The organism is Saccharothrix sp. DSM 118769 (genome assembly GCF_052936295.1).
Genome location: NZ_CP193627.1, coordinates 6,169,487 through 6,189,898, shown reverse-complemented (window position 1 = coordinate 6,189,898; position 20,412 = coordinate 6,169,487). Strand labels below are relative to the sequence as shown.

Sequence of the window (20,412 nt, the reverse complement as noted above, 5' to 3'; positions counted from 1 at the left end):
TCCTGTTCAGACGATGGTGATGACGCCGGTGTACATGCCCATGCCGCACGCGTAGTCCAACCGTCCCGGTTGGAGCACGCCGAGGTCCACGCGGGTCTCCCCTTCGACCGGCAGGATCTTGTGCTCCTCGCGGATGACGAAGGACCGCGCGCAGCCCTGAACGCCGTCCGACTTGACCACGAGCGTGGTGGGCACGCCGGACTGGATCCGGACGTTCGCCGGGCTGTAGGAGCCCGTCCGTGCGGTGATCACCACGGTCTGCCGTCCATCCACGACGGACGCCGCCGTGGTGTCGGCCGGCGAGTCGGAGCCGCCCACGGCCTGGGTGATCCGGCTGGCCGCCAACGGCGAGCCCGCCAACTCCAACCCGCCGTTGAGGGTGTAGAGCCCCATGGCCAGCACCACCAGCCCGGTGACCACGGCCAGTCGTCCCCGCCATGCGGTGGCAGCCTTGCGAGCGGCGTAGCCGAGCACGGCGAACAGCGGCCCGGTGCCGAGCACGAACACCGACATGGTCGCCGCCCCGGCCAGAGCCGAGCCCGACGTCAACGCCAGCGCCTCCACCGACAGCGTCACCCCGCACGGGATGAGCACCGTGGCCACCCCGAGCAGCGCCGGAGCCAGCGCAGCCTGCGAACGGGCCCGGTTGCGCACCAGCTTCATCCAGGAGATCGGCGGCTCGACGACGATGCCGCGGAAGCCCGGCACCCCGAGCTGGGCCAGGCCGAACACGATGATCAGCAGACCAGCGCCGATCTGGAGCCACGTGCGAACGCCGACCGACAGCTCCACGGCGCTGCCGAGCGCGCCCAGCAACGCGCCGAGCACGGTGTGCGACACGAGCTTCCCGGCCAGGAACCCGCCGACCGGAACCATGTCGTCGGCGAGCCGGGCCCGCCACGTGGGCGGTTCGGCGGCCAGCACGGTCTGCTCGTCGCGCGCGGCGTCGGTCCCGCTGTGGCGGGTTCGACTTTTCGTCCGGCGCGGAGGTGCGGCCAGCTCGGTGGTTGCGGCCTTCTGCCGGGTGATCAAGCCTGTGAGCAGACCACCCTGCACAGCGGCGCAGGATACGCCGCCTGCGAACAGGCCGGTGACCAGGACAGCGCCAAGACTCACGGAAATGCCTCCAGCGGAGAACGGAAGAGGAAGGGACGACGAACGCCTCCGACCGGAGAGTCGGTGCGCGCGGTGATATCCGCGCCTCGACATGCGGTCCGTGACGCGGGCAGACTCCTCCTACGTCCGCAGCAAACAGAGTTCCGCGAGGCTGAGCGCCCGCGGCCGGACCGCACGGACCACTACTGCGGGGGCGGGTCGAAGCAGCCGGAAGACGCCGCGGAGCCGGTCCGGACCCAGCGACGCGGCGGCGGCCACGACGGCGACCAGGAACGCCAGACAGACCGCCAGCGCACCGCCCAGGCCGTCGGACTTCGGCGAGCCCTCTTCCATGACGGTTGCCAGGCTCACGCACGTGCCGAGCACCATGTCCGCGGCAGGTGAACCGCACGCGCAGGAGGCGGAGGTGACACCGTGTGCCATGGGCATGGCCGGGGCCATGCCGTCGGTGCACTGGAGACCGATCGCGAACCCGGCGAACACGGCCAGCACGACAACCAGCCGCGCGAGGCGTCCACACGCGGCCTGGCGACGGCGGGCCGTACCTGGCACGGCGGTGATGGTACGACTCGACGCCCTCGAAGCCGCCTTCGGATCCGTCAAACGCCTTGGCCAGAGGGATAGGACGACGTGGCGGCAGATCCCGCCGCCTGTGCACACGGCTCGACGGCGACGCTAGGCGTCGGGGCCTTCCAGGTCCTCCACCTTGAGCCGCGTGCCGACGTCGGTGTTCGGCACGCCCGGCATGGTGGACTCCTTGTCGGTCAGGTGGATAAGCTCACGCCCTTCTCGGCGCCGAACTCCGTGCGGCGTTGTCGGCGATCACGAGCTGTCCTCGGCCGACGAGCGCTCCCGAGAGCGTCTTGATGCGGCCGTAGATGCGTTGGCCGAGCTACCGGTCTTCGCGTTCGTCCCTTTCGGGGCGAGCACGGCATGCTGGACGAGCTACGCTCCCTATCCGACGCTGGCGACACTCACGCTCGCCGTCAGCTCTATCACCAGCTTGCAAAGCACGACACGATCGACGAGTTGCGCGCTCGTGGCGACGCTGGCGACACCGACGCCGTAATCGAGCTGGCCCGACACCTTGCCACGCGTGGACGCCTCTCCGTGGCCGTGACACTACTGCGCAGCCGTGCCGAAACCGATTCCACGTGTGCGTGGGCGTTGGCGGATCTGATAGCCAAGCATGGCGAACACGAGCTGCTGTGGGACGAAGTGCACGCCGGCAACAAGCACGCCTCTCGCGGCCTGATCAACTCCCTCCAGGCCACCGGGCAGCAGGAACACGCCGAGCGGCTGCGCATGTGGGGCCTGACATCCGACGGAGTGCCATCGCTGCCCTGGTGACTACTGTAGCGGCGAGCTGCACCGGTGAACCCAGCCATTGACGAGTATTTCTCGCTGGGCACAGTCACCTGGGTGGAGGCAGACACCACCGCGCAAGGATGGGCGGGCAAGCGGCACGGCGCATACCCCTCTTGGCCGACGCAACACGCAGCGCCCGGCCCGAACCGCTGCCCGACCATGTGGCTGGCCCGACGTCGCTAGCTGGTGGAATCCGTCGCAGGCAATGGCGGGATGGAATCGCGCATCATGCCGATACCGGCGCTGACAAGGAACTGGGCCGACTCCGAGCCAAGTTTCCACGGGTGCTGAAGAAGCGCACGTCGCAGCCGGTTGTTGTCTGCGATCTCCCGTGGGCGTGGGCGCAATCGGGAGAACCATTGGCCTTCCGTGCCCCAATGCGAGTCGGTCGGGTCGTCCAGCGCGCGGACGAAGCGGTCGACCAGCCCCGGCCAGGTCGGGGTACCCCACCAGTGGCGACAGGCAAGCCCTGCATGGGCTGCGGCGCGCCAGAAGGCGTAGTGGGCGTTGCGGTCTTCGGCCAGCTGGGCAACACCGCCGAGGACCCCCAAGGCGTGATCGGTGTACTCGTCGAGGTTGTCGCCAGCGAGGTCGGCGAGGGCGACCCCGGTAGGCAGTCTGCGCCGAGGGTCGGTCAGCCAACGGCACAGCTTGCCCGCGAGCCAGTCGACCGCCTCGATGTCGAGTTCGTCCAGATAGGCGACGGGTGCATGGGCGTCGATGCCGCAGTCGGTGCGCCAGCGTCGGATGATGTCGCGCACCCGGCTGGTTGTGTGGGAATTGATGCGGAGCATGTCGCCGTCGCTCAACGGGCCGTCGCCGGCGTGCCAGTCCTCGACCGGACTATTCCGCCACGCGCTGTTGACCAGTCCCACTGCGGCGAGGTCGAGGACCGCGCCGCAGTGGTCGGGTTCGATGCCGACCTGGTGGCGCAGCATCCGAGCCACCAGCTCTTCTTCTTGGGCGGGAGTCAGTTCTTCGCGCCCGGTGGTAGCGCCCTCGCTCACAGCGTCTCCGTTTCGACTTGCCGCGTCGGTGGTGTTGAGGTGTTGAGCCTCGCATAGTGGATGGCGTGACGCCGGATCCACCCGCACGGCCGAGATCAAGCGAAATAGAACATCGAGCAGGCTCGCAGGCTGCAACCGCACAGCAGCCTTGATAATAACTTATCGTTGTCGTATTAGGTGTGCGGGTTTAGCGATCCGTTTGATGGACAGTCGCCTTCTGGTCCAGAAATCACGCATGCATCGCGAGCATAGGACACGCATGTTCGAGGCCGACCAGGACTACAAGCACTACAACGCACCTGGCTCCGTCTGCACGTCGCCGGGCATGGCGCTTCTCGATGACCGAGGACGACGTCCGCTGCTCAGCACTTCGTGATTAGCCAGGCAGGTCCGAGAACCGGGCGTAGTGCAACTGGTGAGCAAGGGTCACGGTGGCCGTGGGGCCGCCGCGGTGCTTGGCGACTATCAGGTCCGCTTCACCGGCACGCGGATCGTCGCGCTCGTACTGGTCCGGACGGTGCAGTAGCACGACCGTGTCGGCGACCTGCGCCATCGTGTCGGACTCGCGGAGGTCTCCCAGTTGGGGACGGTGGTCCAGGCGTCCCTCGACGGCACGCCCGACCTCGCACGTCACCACGATCGGGATGTCCAGGTCCAGCGCGAGAGTCTTCAGCTGGCGTGTCACGATCGACACCTCGCGTTCCCGGCCTGCGCCGGGTTCCGTCCTCGCCCGCACCATGTTGAGCGGGTCGATCGCCACCAGGTGCAGCGCCTCGTCACGGGCCAGGGCGACGGCCTCCTCGCACAGTCCGTCGAGGTCGGCCGACGGTGTCGCGTTGAGGATCAACGGCGCCTCGTGTACCTCGCTCATACGTCGGGCCAGGCCCGTCCAGTCCTCGTCCGACATACGCCCGGTGCGCATGTCATGGGGTCTGATCGACGCTTCGGCGCACAGGATCCGCTGCACTACGTCGATGCCGGGTTGGTCGAGGCAGAACAGCGCGCTACGCAGCGAGTGCCGGATGGTGGCGTGGCGCACGAAGTCGAGCAGCAGCGTGCTGCGCCCCGAACCCGGCCGACCTCCGATCACGGTCAACGTGCCCGGAGCCAGTCCGCCGGTCAGCACGTTCAGGTCGGCGAACGGCGTCGGAACGCCCACGGGCAGACCATCTCGGGACGCGACGGCGTCGACGCGGTCCATCGCGTCCTGAAGCCAGTCCTCCAACACCATCGACGGCGCCATCTCGACCCGCTGGACGTCGGGCCGGTGGCGAGTGGTTCGGCGTCGCGTGAGCAGCAACCTGGTCTCCTCGGAGACGCCGGTCGTCCCGGGCCTGTCGCGGAACGCCTCGATTCCGGCCAACACGTCGTCCACGATCGGCGCTTCGGCCGGGTCGCGGGAGTCCAGCGTCACGCCCGCTTCGTGGTTACCGGTCAGGCCGCCGCGAGTCAGGTTCGCCGACCCCACCCACGCCTCCGCGTGACCGTCGGGGAAGTGGAGGTGGTAGGTCTTGGCGTTCTGGAACTCCTCGGGACCCACCACGACCCGCAGCACAGCCCGGTCACCGTAGGGCGCAAGAAGCTCGCTCAGCCGGACGAGCGCGTCCGGGTCGGCCTGGTCCGGCGCGCCGCCTGCGACGACCAGCACTCGACCCTCCCGGTCGAGCAGCCCGAGCAGGTGCTGCTCGATGGTGTCCACCGCTGACAGGGTGAGGAACCCGGTGCGGATCGCCGCCAGGTCGGCCTCGGCCAGACGCGGGAGCAACCAATCCTCGAACGTGGACCCGGCGGTGACTGTGTCGATGTAGCGCACGGTAACTTCTACCATCTCCGGGTATCGACTCGGTGCGATACGGGCTGCCGCGGGCCGAAGTGAGCGGCTCGTGAGACGTGCTCCTGCCTGCCTGCTGTGCAGTGTCTGCCCTGAGTGATCGCTTCCTGGTCGGTGAGGAGCTGCGCGGGCGGTGTTCGGCAGGATCGGTCGATGGTCAACACGCCGAACCTGGAAGCCCTGCGTGATGCACTCGACTTTCTGCCGCGATACCTGAGCGAGTCGGCGGTCACGCGCGATCGGCCGCCAGGGCAATACCGCTGGCACTGGGACTAGCGGGATCCACGCCCCGTCCGGGTCCTCCAGCGGACCGGCGGATGCCTCGTCCACCGGAAGGGAAGTGGATTGGTTTGTTCGTCAGCCAGGATCCACACGTCTTTCGAGTTGAGAGAAGGTCGGCGGACGGCGAGCCTGCGGGATCCCGACACTGTCGTTGGATGAAATATCTCCGACATCAGGCCCGCGCGACGGTGTGATCCTCGTCGCACTGCCGCAGGCTGGCATGCCTTCATTCTTTCGGCCAGTGGAAGGATTTGAGTCGCACGCCGTGGGAACGGCCACTGTTCGAGCGCGCACGCGCCGCTCGCCCTCGGATTTCGGCAGGTGAAATGCTGGCGACCGCATTTGGTGCGAGCTAACCTCGTCGGTACATCTAGTGTCGATGTTACTTCGGGGGGACTGTGAGCGAGAGTGTCGAGGCTGCGGGCCGATCTCTCGTCTCGCCTGGTTCTGGCTTCTCCGGCATCGATGATGCCGTTGTCGGCGCGCTCAATTATCCGGTGGTGCTACCTGGGCGGCAACGTCGCCAGATGCGCAAAGTGGATCTGGGTGACCTGCATTCTCGCATCAACGGTTCCGTGATTACCTTCGGTGCATGCCTGGTCGACGATCGCGGGCGCGTGGCGGGTCGCCATGTTCTCAGGTCGTTGAACTGGTCAATTGACACGCGTTTGGCCAGTTCGATCGGTGCTAACTACGCGGTGTTGAAGCCGGTTCCGGACGGTCGACTGACGGTTGACGGTCAGTTTCGGATTCGACTTACTGCAAGCCTGCTGCATTATTGCGACCTGTCGAACGGCGATTTGGCGTTTCTCGTTGGCGTGCCCGAGTACAACATGCTGATTGTGCATCCTCCCGTCAACGTCGAAGAGATGGTACGCGGCTTCCATGAGGAGCAACTCCGGCGCAGTATTGACGTGCAGGTAGGTGGATCACGTCATGAGCGGTGACATCGAAATGGCGGCGGCGCTTCTTGGGAAGTTGGGAGTATCGCCGGAACAGCTTATTGGTCGAGGGAGCCGTCGATCGCCTCTTCCTACTTTTGTGGAGTTTGTTCCGCGGGTTGCCGGTGCGGTGCCGGACGGGACACGCAAGCTTTATTCGACTTATTGGAACAAGATGCTGGGGGTATGGGCGGATCGTCGCATCGATGAGATTGATCCTACCGACGTCAACTGGTTGATCGAGCATACGAAGGCGACGGTGGTTCAGCGGCGGTCCGGCCGGGGAGGACACAGCGCTGCGGAGCATGCGTTCGAGGCGTTGCGATGTCTGTACCGACACGCCGTCAGCAACCGACTGATGGATCCCTGGGATGTACCTACCGAGCACGTGAGAAAGCCCAAACGTGTGAAGTCGAACCGTCGTTCTTTGGATGTCGGTCTGGTCGAGGAGATCGTAGAGGTCGCTTCGTTGACCGGAAACGATCCGAAGCTTGACTCGTTGCTGCTGCGGTTCCACATCGAGACTGCGGCGCGGCGTGGTGGGGCGTTGGCCCTGCGGCTTCGAGACCTGGATCCGGTGCAGTGCCTCGTGCAGTTGCGGGAGAAAGGCAATGTTCATCGGTGGCAGCCCGTGTCGCCGACGTTGATGTCGCACTTGCAGCGCCACGCGCGCACGCGTGGGGCGCGCGATCCGGAGAGCGCCGTCTTCCGCTACTTGGATGGGAAGCCGTTGACCGACCGACGGTATGACCATCTGTGGTCGCGTCTCGGTGAGCACATCGAGTCGGTGAGGACCCAGGGCATCACCATGCACTGGCTTCGGCATACCACTCTGACCTGGGTGGAGCGCAGTTTCGGCTATGCGGTTGCGCGAGCGTACGCGGGGCACGCGACGGCTTCGACGAACCGGTACGGGGTGACGGCCACGTACGTGCGTGCGTCAGTGCAGGAGGTGGCCGAGGCGCTGTCGGCCCTGACGGGTGAGGCGCATCCCTTGGCGCCGCAGGGCGAAGATCGAGGTAAGTCGTCTGCTGCGGGGTGATGTCGTGGCCGCCTGGGCTGGCGGGTGTCAATGAGGCGATGGTGACGGATGGCTGTGGTCGCGGACTCTGATTGGAGGTTTGCTCATATCTCGTGCGAGACCGCACTTTTGCGGTGTACGGTCGCTTGGGCACGGTAAGTGATCATCTTCTGTCTCTGTGGAGTCCTGCCTGGTAGGGCTCCAGCGGGAGCGGTCTCATACCGTGTCCGTGGAACCAGGTCGGCGCGGTGGGTGTGCCGGCTGTACTACGTGCCGGGGGGCAACGAGCATGGTGATAGGAGCTGAGGCGAACGGAGGCAGAAGGGCGATTCCTGCGTCGGAGCAGGAGTTGCCCGTCGACTTCGCCATCAGTGCCGCACTGTCGGACATGACGAGCTTCATCGGGCGCGGCACACTGCTGCGGGCGACGACGAAGTTGCTCGCCACGAAGCGTCTGGTGACGCTGACCGGTGCCGGTGGTGTCGGGAAGACGAGGTTGTTGGAACGCCTGACCGGTGATCTGGCCGGCGATTTCGACGAGGTCGTGCTGGTCCCGCTGGCGGGACTCAAGGCCACCGAGGACCGGCTGGCGTCCACGATCGCCGAGGCGTTGGGCCTGCTGAACAACTCGCCCGCTCCGGCAACGGCACGACTGATCGAGCACCTGTCGACGCGGGGCAGGATGCTGCTCGCCCTCGACAACTGCGAGCACCTGGTGGGTAGCGAGCCGGGATCGGGGCAGGTGCCGCGGCTGCTGCGTCATCTGCTCGCGGCTGCCCCGCGGCTGCATGTGGTGGCCACAAGCAGAGAGAATCTCGGCGTCAAAGGTGAGCAAATCGTAGCCGTGCCACCCCTGTCGGTGGTGAACAACGAACGTGCCTGCGTCGAGGAGTGCTCCTGCTGCGTACCTGAAGCGTTGCAGCTGTTGGAGGACCGGGCTCGGAATGTCGGCGCGGAGATCCAGCCATCGGATTATCCCGTGGCGATCGAGCTGTGCGAAGCGCTCGATGGCATTCCGTTGAACATCGAGCTGGCGGCGGTGCAGCTGGAGACGATGACGCTGCACGAGATGCTGGCGGAGCGCAGGGAGCTGTTGGACACGCTGGTTGGCGGTGACGCGGTGCAGGAGCAGCACCGGTCCGTGCGCGCCACGCTGGATTGGTCCTACGGTTTACTCGCCGAGCCGCTTCGGCAGATGTGGGCGTTGTTGTCGGTGTTCGCCGGCGGGTTCGACTTGGACGCGGCGGCGGCGGTGTCGGAGAGCCGAGGTATCGACCGGGCCGAGGTACGGTCGCTGCTCACGCGTCTCAAGCGCAAGTCGCTGCTGGTGGTCGACCAACGCGGGCCGAGCACCCGGTTCCGGCTGCTGGAGACCATCCGCCTCTACGGCGAGGAGCTGGTCGAGGCGTCCGGCGAATCGATGAAGCTGCGCTGCGCCCACGCCAACTACTTCCTCTCCCTCGCCGAGCGGGCGGCTGAGCAGTGGCTGGGGCCCGACGAGGTCGGGTGGATGAAGCGTGTCCGCGCGGAGTTGCCGAACATCCTCGCGGCGCAGGAGTTCTTCCTTGCGATGGGGCATCGGCGATCGGCGCTGCGGTTGACGTTGGCCACCGGACGTAGCCGTGCGTTGGTGTTCGCGGGAAGGCTCAACGACGGTCGCGACATGGTGGCCGCCGCCTTGGACGACACCGCCGAGACGGCGACCGTCGAACGTGTCGCGGCCCTGTCGCTGACGGCATGGCTTGCGTTCATCCAGGGCAACCAGGCCAATGCGCTTCCACTGCTGGAGCAGGCCGAGGACGGGGCACGCGCGCTGAATTGTGAGGACACGTTCCCTCCGCTGCTGTACGCGCGGGCGACGAGGCTGTGGCTGGCCGAACGAGATCCCGAACGCGCGCGAGGCTCTGTGGAGGGCTATCGACAGGCGGAACACGCGTTCCTGGCAGCGGGCAGCGAGGCCGATGCCTTCATGGCGCTGATGTTCGGCGCCATGAGCGCTGCGTTCCTCACCGATGGCGATACGGCGTTCCCCTGGTGCCGACGGCTGTTGGTCACCGCGGAGAAGGCCGAAGCCACGTGGTCGATCTCGTGGGCTCTGTGGACGCTGGCGCTGGCCGAACTGCTGCACGGCAGCCCCAGCGAGGCGATGGTGCTCGCTCAACGCACACTGCGTATCCAGCACGCGATCGGCGACACCTGGGGGCCTGCGTGGACGAAGTGGCTGCTGTTCCTGATCGCCGTCGAGTTCGGCGACCACGAGCACGGCGCGCAGTTGATGGGCGCGGCCCTTGCCGCTCGCAAGCTGACCAACGCGTCGATCGAAGGACTTCTTCCGTGGCTCCGCGTGCAGCAGAGGGCGGAGGACAAGGCTCGCAGCGAGCTGGGTGACGAGGAGTTCGACATCAATGTCGCGTTGGGCAAGCGCCTTGCCGCCGACGCGGTGATGGCCCTGGCCGATGATCTCCGGCCGCGGCCGATCATGAACGTCCGCCGTCCGGCGGATCTGTCCAAGCAGGAGTTCCTGGTCGCTTCACTGGTGGCGAAGGACATGAGCAACAGGGAGATCGGCGAGACCTTGGGAGGGCTGTCCCACCGCACGGTGGAGGTCCATGTGTCGAAGATCATCGGCAAGCTCGTCGCCGAAGACCCGAGCCGTGGGGTCAAGGATCGCAAGGGTGTCCGTAACTGGTTCTTGGGCCTGTCGGCGGACGAGGTCGCCGCCGGCCTGGCCGGTGCGTGATCGGGACGGCGGCGACACGACGCCGATCGTGTCGCCGCCCGCCCGGCTGTCTATGGTCGGCCGCCGAGTACGGGTAGTTCCTCGATGCCGGCCATGATGGCGCTGCGCTGTGCTGGGAGCCGGTCGGATTCGACCGCGAGCCGGGCGCGCGGGAAGCGGGCGATGAATTCGCGTAGTGCGATCTCGGCTTCCATGCGGCCCAGGGGTGCTCCCAGGCAGTGGTGGATGCCGTGGCCGAAGGACAGGTGTCGGCGTGCGTTCCTGCGGTCGATGTCCAGTGTGGTCGGGTCGTCGAAGGCGTCCGGGTCGCGGTTGGCGCTCATCAGCGATACCAAGACGATCTCGCCGGCCGGGATCTCGACGCCACCGTAGACGACCGGTGCCGCGGTGACCCGGTGGGTCGCCATGCGTACCGGCGAGTCGAACCGCCACACCTCGTCGATCGCCTGGGCAGTCTTGTGCGGGTTGTCCGCGAGATGGCGCCACAGCCGGGAGTCGGCCATGAGCCACCGTGCGGCCTTGGTGATGGCGTTGGTGGACGTTTCGTGTCCGGCGACGATGATTAGGAAGATCGTGCCCATCAGCTCCTCGTCGTCGAGACGGTCGGCACCCGAGCCCCGGAGCAAAGCCGAGAGGAGATCGTCTTCGGATCGTGTGCGCTTGGAGCGGATCAGCTCGGTGAAGTAGTCCTCCATCGCCAGGGAGGCCGGGAGCAGGCGCGAGGGGTTGTCGTCCATCAGCGCTGCGGTCCAGTCCCGCAGTGCCTCATGATCCTGTGCCGGTACGCCCATCAGTTCGCAGATCACGGTGAGCGGAAGCGGGAAGGCGAGCCTGTCGACCAGGTCGAACGGCTTGTCGGCGGGTAGCGCGTCGATCAACGTTCTGGTCAGGTGCAGCACCCTGGGGCGGAGTTGTTCGATCCGCGTGCGGGTGAACTTGTCGGCCAGCAAGCGACGCAGACGTCGGTGGGCCGGTTCGTCCTGGAACAGCATGTGCGGCCGGAACATCCCGGACAGTTCGGTCGGTAGTCCTGCGGCGTGCAGGTGCTGCTCCAGGACCGGGCGGATGAGGGCGGCGTCCTTGCTCAGGTCGGGGTCGGTCAGGGCGCGTCGCGCGTCGGCGTAGCGGCTGATGATCCACACGGGCAGGTACCCGCCCACCGCGGCGCGGTGCACGGGCTCGCTGGCCCGCAGTGCGTCCCCCACTTCCAGTGCCTGCTGCCAGTAGTCCTCCTCGAAGAGGCGGACGTGCGTCGTGTCGGTGTGCATTGCCAGTCCCCAGTGTGTCGTGAAGTTCCGCGCCTGCACGCAGAGGCGCGGATCTCGTTATTTAGGGTAAGTATCGATAAGTTGACAGGGATGCGCTATTAGTGGAACCACGTAGTGCTCCGCTAGGGCACTTAGAGGGACCACGTAGTGCTCCGCTGGAGCACTTAGTGGAACCACGTAGTGCGACTAGAAAAGCTACGTAGCTTCTCCACGAGCCACGTAGAAGCACTCCCGTGCACGTACTGCTTCGGCTTCTCCCGCAAGGCGGGACAGTCGGCTGACCGGCTTTCACATGTGAATGCGACGTCGTAGGCCGCGCTGCCATGTTTTAAGGGGGTGCGTGCCGATGGAGTTTCGACGGAATTTCACGCGCTGCTGCTGGAAGGTCGCTCCATGTGCGCACAGGCGCCCGTAGAGACGGTAGGGAGCTGCTGTTACGTGGACACAGGGCTGTCGCCTACGTGTTGGTTGCGCCCAAAACTACGTGCCTAAGTGGTAAGCGCCCCCACTCGAAAAAAAGCGCCCTGAAACTCCGTTCACGTTGACATGGAATATTGATGACATATGCTTTCGCCTGTTGACAGGCAGGGGTGATGCCTCCGGGCGTTGCGTCTGAACTGTGGCATCGGATGGATGCCGGCGGGATCGTGACGACGTGGCGATGCAAGGAGTGACGTGGGTGACACCGCACAGGTCCGGCAGTCGAGAGGTTGCATTGACCATCCGGGCCGCGGTGCCACACATGTCTGTTCGAAGGGCGCGGGTGTGCGCCGGTGATCGTGCTCCGACAATGCCGTGTGGTCATGAATCCGCGGGTGCGTGCTGGATACCCGGCACGCGTGGTGCGGGCGCTGACGGCGATGCGGAAGCCGTCGTCACCATCTCGTGCCCCGTCATCCGGCAGGCCGGGACGCCGGGGGTGTCCCGAGGTGAGGTCCGGCGCGCCGCGAACGGCGCGTCATGCCTATCCAGACCGTAACGGGCGGCGATCACCGAAGGGTTGGTCGCGTGCAGGACGAGGGAGGGAACACGTGTCGTTCACCAGTGAGGGGCGCAGCAGGGACTGGCGGTCTGACCGTGCACAACGGGAACCGCAAGCGGACGAGGAAGTGGTGTCGGAGAGCGATGGAGCGGACGACGCGGTCGGTGACGGCGGCCGAGGGTCGGTGCTGGAGCGGGCGTTCCAGGTGTTGGAGCAGGTCGCCAGCGGCGCGCGGCCGTTGAACCTGACCGAGATGAGCCGCGCCGCGCGGCTGCCGTTGCCCACCACCTATCGACTGGCGAAGACCCTGGTGCAGCTGGGGGCTCTGGAGAAGGAGTCCGGTCGGTACACCCTCGGCCCCGTGTGGTCAGAGTGGTCGGAGACGACAGGGCCGGAACACGCATGCACCTCGAACTGACGGACGGCGCTTCCTACCCGCACACCGAGCATCGGAGCCGTTTCGCGACTGTTCAGCCGTCCGCCCACTTTGCCGGCAGGGCCGCGGTGGTACCCCGAGCCGGGTTGTGGGGGCGTGCGGGGAGCGCTGGTGGCGAGTTTGCGGGCCGGTCGGCGAAGGAACGCTTCCGGCGCATCACGGAGGCGGTGGTGCGCGCCGGGCTGGTCGGGGGCGACACTGGAGCGGTCAGGGCGCTTCGGACCAACGTGGACGCCGGGGAGTTGGACGATGTTCTGGTGTGGATGATCGAGGCGGCGGTCGCGTGCCTGCCCGACTCGGGTGAGCCGTTGACTTCGGCGCTGTTCACACGCTGCGGGCACTGTGGTGGTGTGCTGGAGGGCTTCGACCGGAGCGACTCGGGCTTGGGCTTGGCGGGGCAGGCGGTCGAAGCGGCACTCGCCGACGATCACGCGCTGGTGCGCGGGTCGGCCGGGGGGCTGTTGGACGTGACCGATACCGACAGCCGCAACGAGGGGTTGGTGTGGCTGCTGCGCGTCGTCGTGTGGTGCTTCGGCGAGGTGCTGCACACGATGGACAACGTCTCGACCGGCCCACAGCATGGTGACGTGTGGTAACGAACCACGCGGGGTGGTCCGATAGCGTTCGTGTGAGACAGGACGACGACCCCGGCACGGCGACCGCGATGCAAGTGCGGGCGCTGGCCGGGGTCTTCGCTGTGATCGGCGCGACGGACGTGCTGCTGGCGTTGTTCGCGATGGAGCTGTGGCCGGTCGCGCTGGCGGTCGCGGCCGGACTGTTCGCAGGGTTGCTGTGGCACCGTGCCGGGTCTGCGTCCGTCTCGGGTGGTGTTCGTCGCCGTGGACCGGCTAAGCCGCAGGCCGGGAACCGTGATCGATCACGTCGGGTCGACGGGTGCCGTTCAGCGTTGCAGCACGACCGTTCCGGCGGTGACCGACGACAGCGGTCCGCGTAGGCCGTCGGGTGTCGGCACGCACCCTTGACCGTCCGACTGCCCGAGCGGGGAGACCTGGGACAGGGCGGGCATCACGAGGGTGCCGAGCATGCCGGTGCAGATCCGGTCGCTGTTGATCAGCAGTGGCTGCCAGATCCTGGCCAGCCAGCCGCCGTCGATGGTTGCGGGAGTGATGGCCATGAACGTGCGCGGCCGGGTGGCCGGGACCGGTGTCGGATCCGGTGGACCGCTGTCGGTGGTGACGCGGCTCAATCGGGCCAGCACGGTCGCGCTGCCGGTGGTGTGGTCGATGTCGACGCGGTGCGCCGACTGCGACAGGACCACGGTCTGGTCCAGGTACAGCCAACCGGTCGGTGCGATGCCGCCGTCGAGAGGGCGAGTGGGCAGCAGGACCCGGGCCCAGCCCGGCTGATGCTGCACGACCGGCACCCAGGTCGGGGTGAAGACCTGTCTGACCGGCAGGCGTGCGAAGGGTTGCCCACCGGGAGCGTCGTAGACGGCCGTCGTTGCGGTCGGGTGCAACACCTCGGGGCCTGGGTCGGAGGCGGGGTCCGGGTCTTCGGGCGCGTGCGGTAGGGACTGTCCGACCACGGCGAGTGGAAGTTGGTCCAGCTGGTCCTCGGCGAGGGGGCGTGGAGCGATCGCCGCGGGGTCCGGAGTGGGCGTGGTTGTGCTGGGTGTGGCCGCCTCGGTCGACGTGGTGTCGACCATGACCGTCGTGGTGGCGGTGACTACTGGGCGCGTCGTGGCCGTGTTGTCGTCATGGCCGCGTAGCAGCAGCACCAGGGCGACCAGCACGACGAGGCCGGCGGCGAGCAGCATTGACGGACTGCGTAGCGCGGTGAGCATCCGCGAACGTGCCGGTGTCAGGGGGCGCATGGGCTGGGTGGTCTCGGTCGCCGTGTCCGGCTCCTGTCCGGGGACGTCGACGGTGACGTCCCCGGACAGGGCGTGGACACGGACCTGCGGTCGGGTCACGGTGCGGTCGCCGCGATCTTGTCGGCGACGGTGCGGGCGATGGAGCAGGTGTCGATGTCCGGGAACCGCCCGTTGGTCAGACTGACGCCGCCCACGCCGTTGGCGAGTTGGATGATCGCGGTGCACATGGCATTGCCCTTGCGGTCCTTGCCGGGCTTGAGCACGCCCTGTTTGCCGCCGTAGGTGGTGGCCGAGGAGCCTGGGTGGTCGGCGGGGTTGGTCGAGATCTTGTCGGGGCGTGCCCAGACGATGAGTGCGAGGAAGTCCCGGCCGGTGTTGCTGCTGGCGTTGCCCTGTTCGTCGACGGTGGCTTCGACGGTGTCGCCGTTGTCGTAACGGCAGGCGATCGCGAAGGCGTCGTTGTCGCGCGGTGGGCGCAGCGATGGCTTGGCGTCGGTTTTGGTCGGGCGTACCTCGGCGGGGAAGGCTGCCCAGCCGATGGAGCAGGGGTCGTAGGGGGCGCCGACGCTCGCGGCGTCGACGCGCTGATCGAGGTCGCCGAGGGTGATGGGCGCGTCGGGCCGGTCCGACCCCGGCGGTGTCGCCGAGCCTGGGGTGGGAGTCGTGACCGCGGTCGACGATCCTGCGGTTTCTGATGTGGCACCGGCCGGGGTGGCGGTGCCGGGGACGGTGGTGGTGCAGGAGGTCAACGTCATCGCTGCTGATGCGGCGGTGGCCAGGGCCAGTGCCGCGATGGTGGTGCGCATGGCTGGTCTCCGTGTCGGTGGAAGGGTCATCGCGGGTAGAGCGCGCCGAGCAGCGCGCCGGCGAGGTGGTCGCGGAACCCGATGCGGTTGCGGTCGACCGGGGTGTTGGACGGTTTGCCGCGTGGCGGGTGCAGCTCCAGGTGGATCAGCAGCACGCCGGGCTTGCCTGCGTCGCCGTGTGGGGCCAGGGTGATCTGCTCGCCGTCGCGTCCGATGCCGTCGGAGTCGGTGGCCAGGCCGGTGGTCATGGCCGGTACTCCGGCGATCTGCACCTGGTGGGTGAGCGCGGCGATGCCCGGGTCGGACTGGAACCGGGTCAGGTACTCGCGCAGGGGCGCGGCTCCGAACAGGCCGAGTTTGATCGCGACCTGGTTGTCGTCGGACCACAGTTCGCACCAGGAGGAGTCGTTGACGTAGCGGTAGAAGCCCTCGCCCAGCCACTGTTGCCAGGTTTGGTCGGGCAGCGCGCTGCACAGCATCTGCGTGCTGGCGGCCTCGTCCTCGGCCCACGCTTGGAACAGTTGCTGGCCCTTGGCCGGTTCGGTGCGCTGGAACTCGGCGCAGCTGTCCGGGTCGGGCGCACGACTGCACACGGCCTGTTGAGGGTTGTCCGGGGTGGGTTGTGTGTGGGGGCGCGCGGTGCCGCCGATGGTGGTGGTGCAGGCCGATAGTGCCATGACCGCCGCCAGAAGCATGGTGCCGAGCGGGCGGGGGCGGGTCACGGCTTGCCCACCGCGTTGAGGATCTTCTCGACCAGTGCCTGGGACTGCTGTTCGCAGTCAGGGGTGTCGACCTGGATAACCTGGACCGCAGGTAGCGCGTCGTCGTCCTGGTGATTCTCGACGATCGTGGTGTCCGAATCCCAGACCGCCACTGTGCGGCACTGCCCGGCGCGGGTACCCGTCACCGCCTTGTACCCGGCGATGTCCACGGCCCGGTACTCGTCGGGCGAGATCGTCAGGTTGCGTGCGGGGTCCTCGTCGACGCCGAACACGACGGTGATCTCACCGACCCCGGCTTTGCTCTTGGGGTTCACCGTGCCGCCGGCGCCGGGGATGATGCTGCACTCGTAGACCTCGTGCGGCTGGATCTCCGCGTCCGCGCCCAGGTCGTCGACCACGGCGGTGAGCGCCTGGCAGGGGTCGCGCAGCGCCAGCGGCAGGGCGGGCTGGGTGCGGTCCGAACCGTGGCGTGGCAGGTCGCGCCACCGGTCCGCGAGCTGCCCGACGTAGTCGCGGGCGAAGTCGCACACCGGTCGCACGACGTTGTCGCGGTTGTCGGGGTGGACATCGAGCACGACCGCGTAGGTGTCGTCCAGGGGGCGGGCCAGTTCGCAGGAGGGTTGAGGTGCGCCCTCCTCCTTGACGTAGAACTCGACGCCGCCGATCTGCTCGGGCGCGGCCTCGCGCCGCAGCGCGGCGTCGTACTCCTGCGCCACGTGCAGGTACATCGTCCACGTGGAGTCGAACTCCGACTTGTGCAGCCGCAGGGTGCAGGTGTTGAAGCCGTCGTCGCTGGGCATCAGCTCGTCGCCGGTGCTGCCTTCCCCGGACGCCTTCTCGGCCGCCGCCGGGTCGTGCAGTGCGCAGGCGTCGATCTCCCGGTAGCGGGAGTAGGCCTCTGCCGCCGGGCGCAGGTCCTCTGGGATGGCCGGGTGGACCTCCGCCTGCGCGGAGGGGTTCGGGTCGTGCGTCGAGGTGGACGTCGACTGGTCGGATGGTGAACCGGTGCACGCCACTGCCGCGAGCGCCACAGCGCACAGCAGCAGGACGGCCCGAACAGGGCCGCGCAACATGGATCTCCCTACAGGTGAGTGAAGGCGCGCCGAGAGGTCAGCGCTTGAGGTGGTGGGCGAGGTCGACGACCGATACGCCGTCGAGGGTTTGGGTCGCGGGTGTTCGCGAGTCGTCCCGCATGACGTCGTTGCTCGCTGCCGGCCGAAAGGGCTGCGTGACCAACTCGCGCTGGCAATCGCGTGAGGAACATGTTTGGCTGCCGGCCCGGGATGCCTGTCCGTCCTGTGAGGACTCCCCGGGCGCGGCGAAGCGCCCGGTCCGGTGCAGCAGGATCGCGATGACCGGTCCGAGCAGACCCGCCAACAGCACAGAGCCCAGACCCACGGTTCCGTCGGTCACCGCGGCCACTGGTCCCAGGGCAAGCCAGCCCACCAGCAGGCAGGCGACGTCCGCGACGACCCGGATCGCCGCCGGACGCAGCCACGGCCGTCGGCGGTGCAGCTCCAGCATCAGGCCGTCACGAGGAAGTGCGCCGATCCCGGCACCCAGGTACAGGGCGATCCCCAGTGCGAACAGCACGCCGCCGAGCGGGAACAACGCCAGGCGCCACACCAAGGCGAAATCCGGCAGCAGCGCCAAGGCCACGTCGCACACGACCGCCGGAACCGTCGCGGCGACGACCGTCCCCACGCCCGGCCGCACCCGCAGCGGCAGGTAGGCCAGCAGCAGAACCGCCTGGACTGCCAGGAAAGCGCCGCCCATCGTCCACCCGGTGTGCCTGCTGATCGCCGCGTGCAGGACGTCCAGCGGCAGCAGGCCGAGCCGGGCACGCACCAGCAGCGCGATGCCCAACCCCATCGCGACCGTTCCGGCTACCAAGCGGATGAATCTCGCTCTCTGCGCCGTGATCCGACGGTCGGCGCTGGTCATGCCCGCACCTGTCCGGCCCTGCTTCGCCGCGCAATCGTGGTTGGTGACGTGACCTCGCATCGGACGGGCGGGCCGACGGAAGTCGACATCGCATCACGCATGGCTGTCCCCTTTCGGATTTCGTTGTGCGAAAACATCGACTAGCAAGGGGGACGCCGGCCGCGCGCTGAGCACCATAGCGGACTCCACGTGCTACGGGGAATGTTTTCATCAGTCGAAAACGTCCTTGCGGCGCGCGTGGCGAAAGATTCAATCTAGCGGAACCCGTCCTTTTCGTACATTGAAAGGATTTCACTCGAAGAAATATCAGACCGCGTCCAGGTGTGGGCGTTGGCGCAGGTCAGAAGGCTATTTCTGCCTTGTTTCAACTTTTCTCGTGACGTGATGAGGGGGTTTGTGTCATTGTTCTACCGGCAACGGGGTCACCTGTTGCGGCGAACCTGACGGATGTGGACATGGTCAATGGCCTGTCGCGATGACGCGGAACTCGTCTGCATGTGTCGGCTTGTTCGCGCTCGAAGGATTAATCGCTCGTGGACTGCCAGGGGGACGGCCGTCGAACGAAGTCGGGTCAAGCGGTTGTACGCGCCCTGCTGACGGGTGGATAACAGGGGGAACAAGGTGGAGACACGTCGTGCACGATGGCGGCACACCGTGGAAGGGCAGCTGCTGGTGCTGCTGGGACACCGGGCGGATCCGGTGCCGCAGACGATCAGCGACCGCCTGATCAGGGACGGGACGCTCCAAGTTCTGACCACCGATGCCGCCAACGATCTGCTGCTGCTGGAAGCAACGCTGCGGCGTGAGTCGGCCGAGGCGCTGGAACGGACCGACGACGCGGAGCGGCGCATCACGACGATCCGATCCGCGATCAAGCCCGACGTCGGCGCGCTGAAGCGGGCGGTGGACGAGCACACCGAGGCCGTGCGGGAGCTGGAGAACGCACGTGCCCTGGCCGAGGATCTCCGCGACTTCGTGATCGGGCTGGACCCGCCGTCGGGTCCGCTGCGGTCGGCCGCCGACGGCTGGCGCCTGTCACCGGACCTGCCGGCCCAGGTGATGGTCTTCGACGACGAGACCACCTTCCTCACCCTCGACCCCCGCAGGGCGACCGTCACTGGCCTTGGCGTCTTCGCGTTGGATGGTGTCGAGGAGTGGGGCTGGGCCTGGCGCCGCGACGGTGATGACGACGACCTGTCCTCTGCCCTGCAACCGGATCGCTGCGGTCAGTGGGTGCTGGGCTACCTGCCGGCCACCCAGGAGATCTACGCCGTCCTGCGCGGTGCGGGGGTGCCGACGCGGATCTGGCTGCTGGGACGGGACTTCGCCCGCGACACCGCCCACGCCGTCCTCGACGAGTTGGCACCGCGGATGGCGCAGCCGAACTCGTTGATCGCGGCTGCCGGGACGGTCCACGCAGCGTCGCTGTGGCGGACGCGGGAGCCGACGGTGCCGCTGACGGACTCGATGTTCTGGGACGTCGGAGTCCCGACCGACGAAGGCGACCTGCGATGAAGCGCCACCGACGGAGGTCCGCCGCGCTGGGAATGTCGAGCGTCCTCGTTGCGACGGTGGCCTGCGCGGCCACGCAACCGGGAGACGTCGTCGACTCGAAGTCAGCGGATCCGGAGCGTCCCGATCCGCAGGTGAGGACCGCGGTGGTGATCCCGCCGCCGCAGGCGCGCGGATCGATGGTCAGCGTCGTCGGCAGTGTCGAGTGGACCGGCCGTCAACCCGGCTGCGTCGTGTTGGAGTTGCCCAGCGGGCAACGCTTCCAGCTCACGGGCACGGCCGCAGACGACGGCGAGCGGCAGGCCCGAGCGGGTCAACGCCCGCCACGGCAGGAGATCGAGGTCACCGGGCACATCCCGCCCGTGGGCGCGACGTCCTGCGGCCCGGTGCGGGCGTTCTGGGCAGAGCGCCTGGTTCCGACCGCACGCTGACCCACTCGGCGGCAACAACTGCGTAGGCCGCGGAGTGCCGGCTCGCGCTCACCAAGCGCCCCGCTCCGTGACAACCACAGACCACCGGCCCCGACTGAGGGCCGGAGCCTCACCGCCGGATGGCGGGTGGGCACCAGACTGCCGGTCACTTCCGACCGGCGGGGTGTGCCG

The 20,412-nt window shown here is 67.5% G+C and carries 18 protein-coding genes; 8 read left to right on the top strand and 10 right to left on the bottom strand.

Going from position 1 to position 20,412, the window contains the following annotated elements; all coding sequences use genetic code 11:
• Positions 1-6 precede the first annotated feature (6 nt).
• Together ACRAKJ_RS26085 and ACRAKJ_RS26080 are read right to left on the bottom strand one after the other, a co-directional pair.
• Positions 7-1,209 (bottom strand): urease accessory protein UreH domain-containing protein, encoded by a 1,203-nt coding sequence (locus tag ACRAKJ_RS26085; protein WP_438922236.1) that lies wholly within the window; start codon positions 1,207-1,209, stop codon positions 7-9.
• Between the two features lie 27 nt (positions 1,210-1,236).
• Positions 1,237-1,668, bottom strand: coding sequence for a hypothetical protein (locus tag ACRAKJ_RS26080; RefSeq protein ID WP_438922237.1), 432 nt, complete (start codon positions 1,666-1,668; stop codon positions 1,237-1,239).
• 381 nt (positions 1,669-2,049) lie between these two features.
• Here ACRAKJ_RS26080 and ACRAKJ_RS26075 point away from each other — a divergent pair, with 381 nt between their 5' ends.
• Entirely contained in the window at positions 2,050-2,466 is a 417-nt protein-coding gene (locus ACRAKJ_RS26075) for a hypothetical protein (protein ID WP_438922238.1), read from the top strand.
• 197 nt (positions 2,467-2,663) lie between these two features.
• Here the strand turns inward: ACRAKJ_RS26075 and ACRAKJ_RS26070 are convergent, their stop codons facing one another.
• Positions 2,664-3,632 carry a hypothetical protein gene (locus ACRAKJ_RS26070; RefSeq protein ID WP_438922239.1) on the bottom strand — a complete coding sequence of 323 codons (969 nt, stop codon included), beginning with the start codon at positions 3,630-3,632 and terminating at the stop codon, positions 2,664-2,666.
• 235 nt (positions 3,633-3,867) lie between these two features.
• Positions 3,868-5,304 (bottom strand): DnaB-like helicase C-terminal domain-containing protein, encoded by a 1,437-nt coding sequence (locus ACRAKJ_RS26065; protein ID WP_438922240.1) that lies wholly within the window; start codon positions 5,302-5,304, stop codon positions 3,868-3,870.
• Between the two features lie 698 nt (positions 5,305-6,002).
• Between ACRAKJ_RS26065 and ACRAKJ_RS26060 the strand changes: the two genes are divergently transcribed.
• From ACRAKJ_RS26060 to ACRAKJ_RS26050, 3 genes are all read left to right on the top strand, one after another.
• Positions 6,003-6,551: a hypothetical protein gene (locus ACRAKJ_RS26060; protein WP_438922241.1), complete on the top strand. Its 549-nt coding sequence runs from the start codon at positions 6,003-6,005 to the stop codon at positions 6,549-6,551.
• Positions 6,541-7,587: a tyrosine-type recombinase/integrase gene (locus ACRAKJ_RS26055; protein ID WP_438922242.1), complete on the top strand. Its 1,047-nt coding sequence runs from the start codon at positions 6,541-6,543 to the stop codon at positions 7,585-7,587. The genes ACRAKJ_RS26060 and ACRAKJ_RS26055 overlap by 11 nt, the downstream gene beginning before the upstream one ends.
• 328 nt (positions 7,588-7,915) lie before the next feature.
• Positions 7,916-10,306 carry an AAA family ATPase gene (locus ACRAKJ_RS26050; protein ID WP_438922243.1) on the top strand — a complete coding sequence of 797 codons (2,391 nt, stop codon included), beginning with the start codon at positions 7,916-7,918 and terminating at the stop codon, positions 10,304-10,306.
• A gap of 50 nt (positions 10,307-10,356) precedes the next feature.
• Here the strand turns inward: ACRAKJ_RS26050 and ACRAKJ_RS26045 are convergent, their stop codons facing one another.
• Positions 10,357-11,574, bottom strand: coding sequence for a cytochrome P450 (locus ACRAKJ_RS26045; RefSeq protein ID WP_438922244.1), 1,218 nt, complete (start codon positions 11,572-11,574; stop codon positions 10,357-10,359).
• Positions 11,575-12,605: 1,031 nt separating this feature from the next.
• On the opposite strand from ACRAKJ_RS26045, the gene ACRAKJ_RS26040 reads away from it, so the two are divergent.
• The gene (locus ACRAKJ_RS26040; RefSeq protein ID WP_438922245.1) at positions 12,606-12,974 is read left to right on the top strand and encodes a helix-turn-helix domain-containing protein; all 369 of its coding nucleotides are present in this window, start codon (positions 12,606-12,608) and stop codon (positions 12,972-12,974) included.
• Positions 12,959-13,588 (top strand): hypothetical protein, encoded by a 630-nt coding sequence (locus ACRAKJ_RS26035; RefSeq protein WP_438922246.1) that lies wholly within the window; start codon positions 12,959-12,961, stop codon positions 13,586-13,588. The genes ACRAKJ_RS26040 and ACRAKJ_RS26035 overlap by 16 nt, the downstream gene beginning before the upstream one ends.
• Before the next feature lie 305 nt (positions 13,589-13,893).
• Here the strand turns inward: ACRAKJ_RS26035 and ACRAKJ_RS26030 are convergent, their stop codons facing one another.
• The 5 genes from ACRAKJ_RS26030 to ACRAKJ_RS26010 form a co-directional block, all read right to left on the bottom strand.
• Positions 13,894-14,769: a hypothetical protein gene (locus ACRAKJ_RS26030; RefSeq protein WP_438922247.1), complete on the bottom strand. Its 876-nt coding sequence runs from the start codon at positions 14,767-14,769 to the stop codon at positions 13,894-13,896.
• Positions 14,770-14,921: 152 nt separating this feature from the next.
• On the bottom strand, positions 14,922-15,632 hold the full coding sequence (locus tag ACRAKJ_RS26025; protein ID WP_438922248.1) for a hypothetical protein: 711 nt from the start codon (positions 15,630-15,632) through the stop codon (positions 14,922-14,924).
• A 26-nt stretch (positions 15,633-15,658) separates the two neighbouring features.
• Entirely contained in the window at positions 15,659-16,225 is a 567-nt protein-coding gene (locus ACRAKJ_RS26020; protein ID WP_447008700.1) for a hypothetical protein, read from the bottom strand.
• Between the two features lie 125 nt (positions 16,226-16,350).
• Positions 16,351-17,427 carry a hypothetical protein gene (locus ACRAKJ_RS26015; RefSeq protein ID WP_438922250.1) on the bottom strand — a complete coding sequence of 359 codons (1,077 nt, stop codon included), beginning with the start codon at positions 17,425-17,427 and terminating at the stop codon, positions 16,351-16,353.
• A 37-nt stretch (positions 17,428-17,464) separates the two neighbouring features.
• Entirely contained in the window at positions 17,465-18,298 is an 834-nt protein-coding gene (locus tag ACRAKJ_RS26010) for a YczE/YyaS/YitT family protein (protein ID WP_438922251.1), read from the bottom strand.
• Between the two features lie 654 nt (positions 18,299-18,952).
• Here ACRAKJ_RS26010 and ACRAKJ_RS26005 point away from each other — a divergent pair.
• Positions 18,953-19,813: a hypothetical protein gene (locus ACRAKJ_RS26005; protein WP_438922252.1), complete on the top strand. Its 861-nt coding sequence runs from the start codon at positions 18,953-18,955 to the stop codon at positions 19,811-19,813.
• A gap of 32 nt (positions 19,814-19,845) precedes the next feature.
• Positions 19,846-20,241 (top strand): hypothetical protein, encoded by a 396-nt coding sequence (locus ACRAKJ_RS26000; RefSeq protein ID WP_438922253.1) that lies wholly within the window; start codon positions 19,846-19,848, stop codon positions 20,239-20,241.
• Positions 20,242-20,412 lie beyond the last annotated feature (171 nt).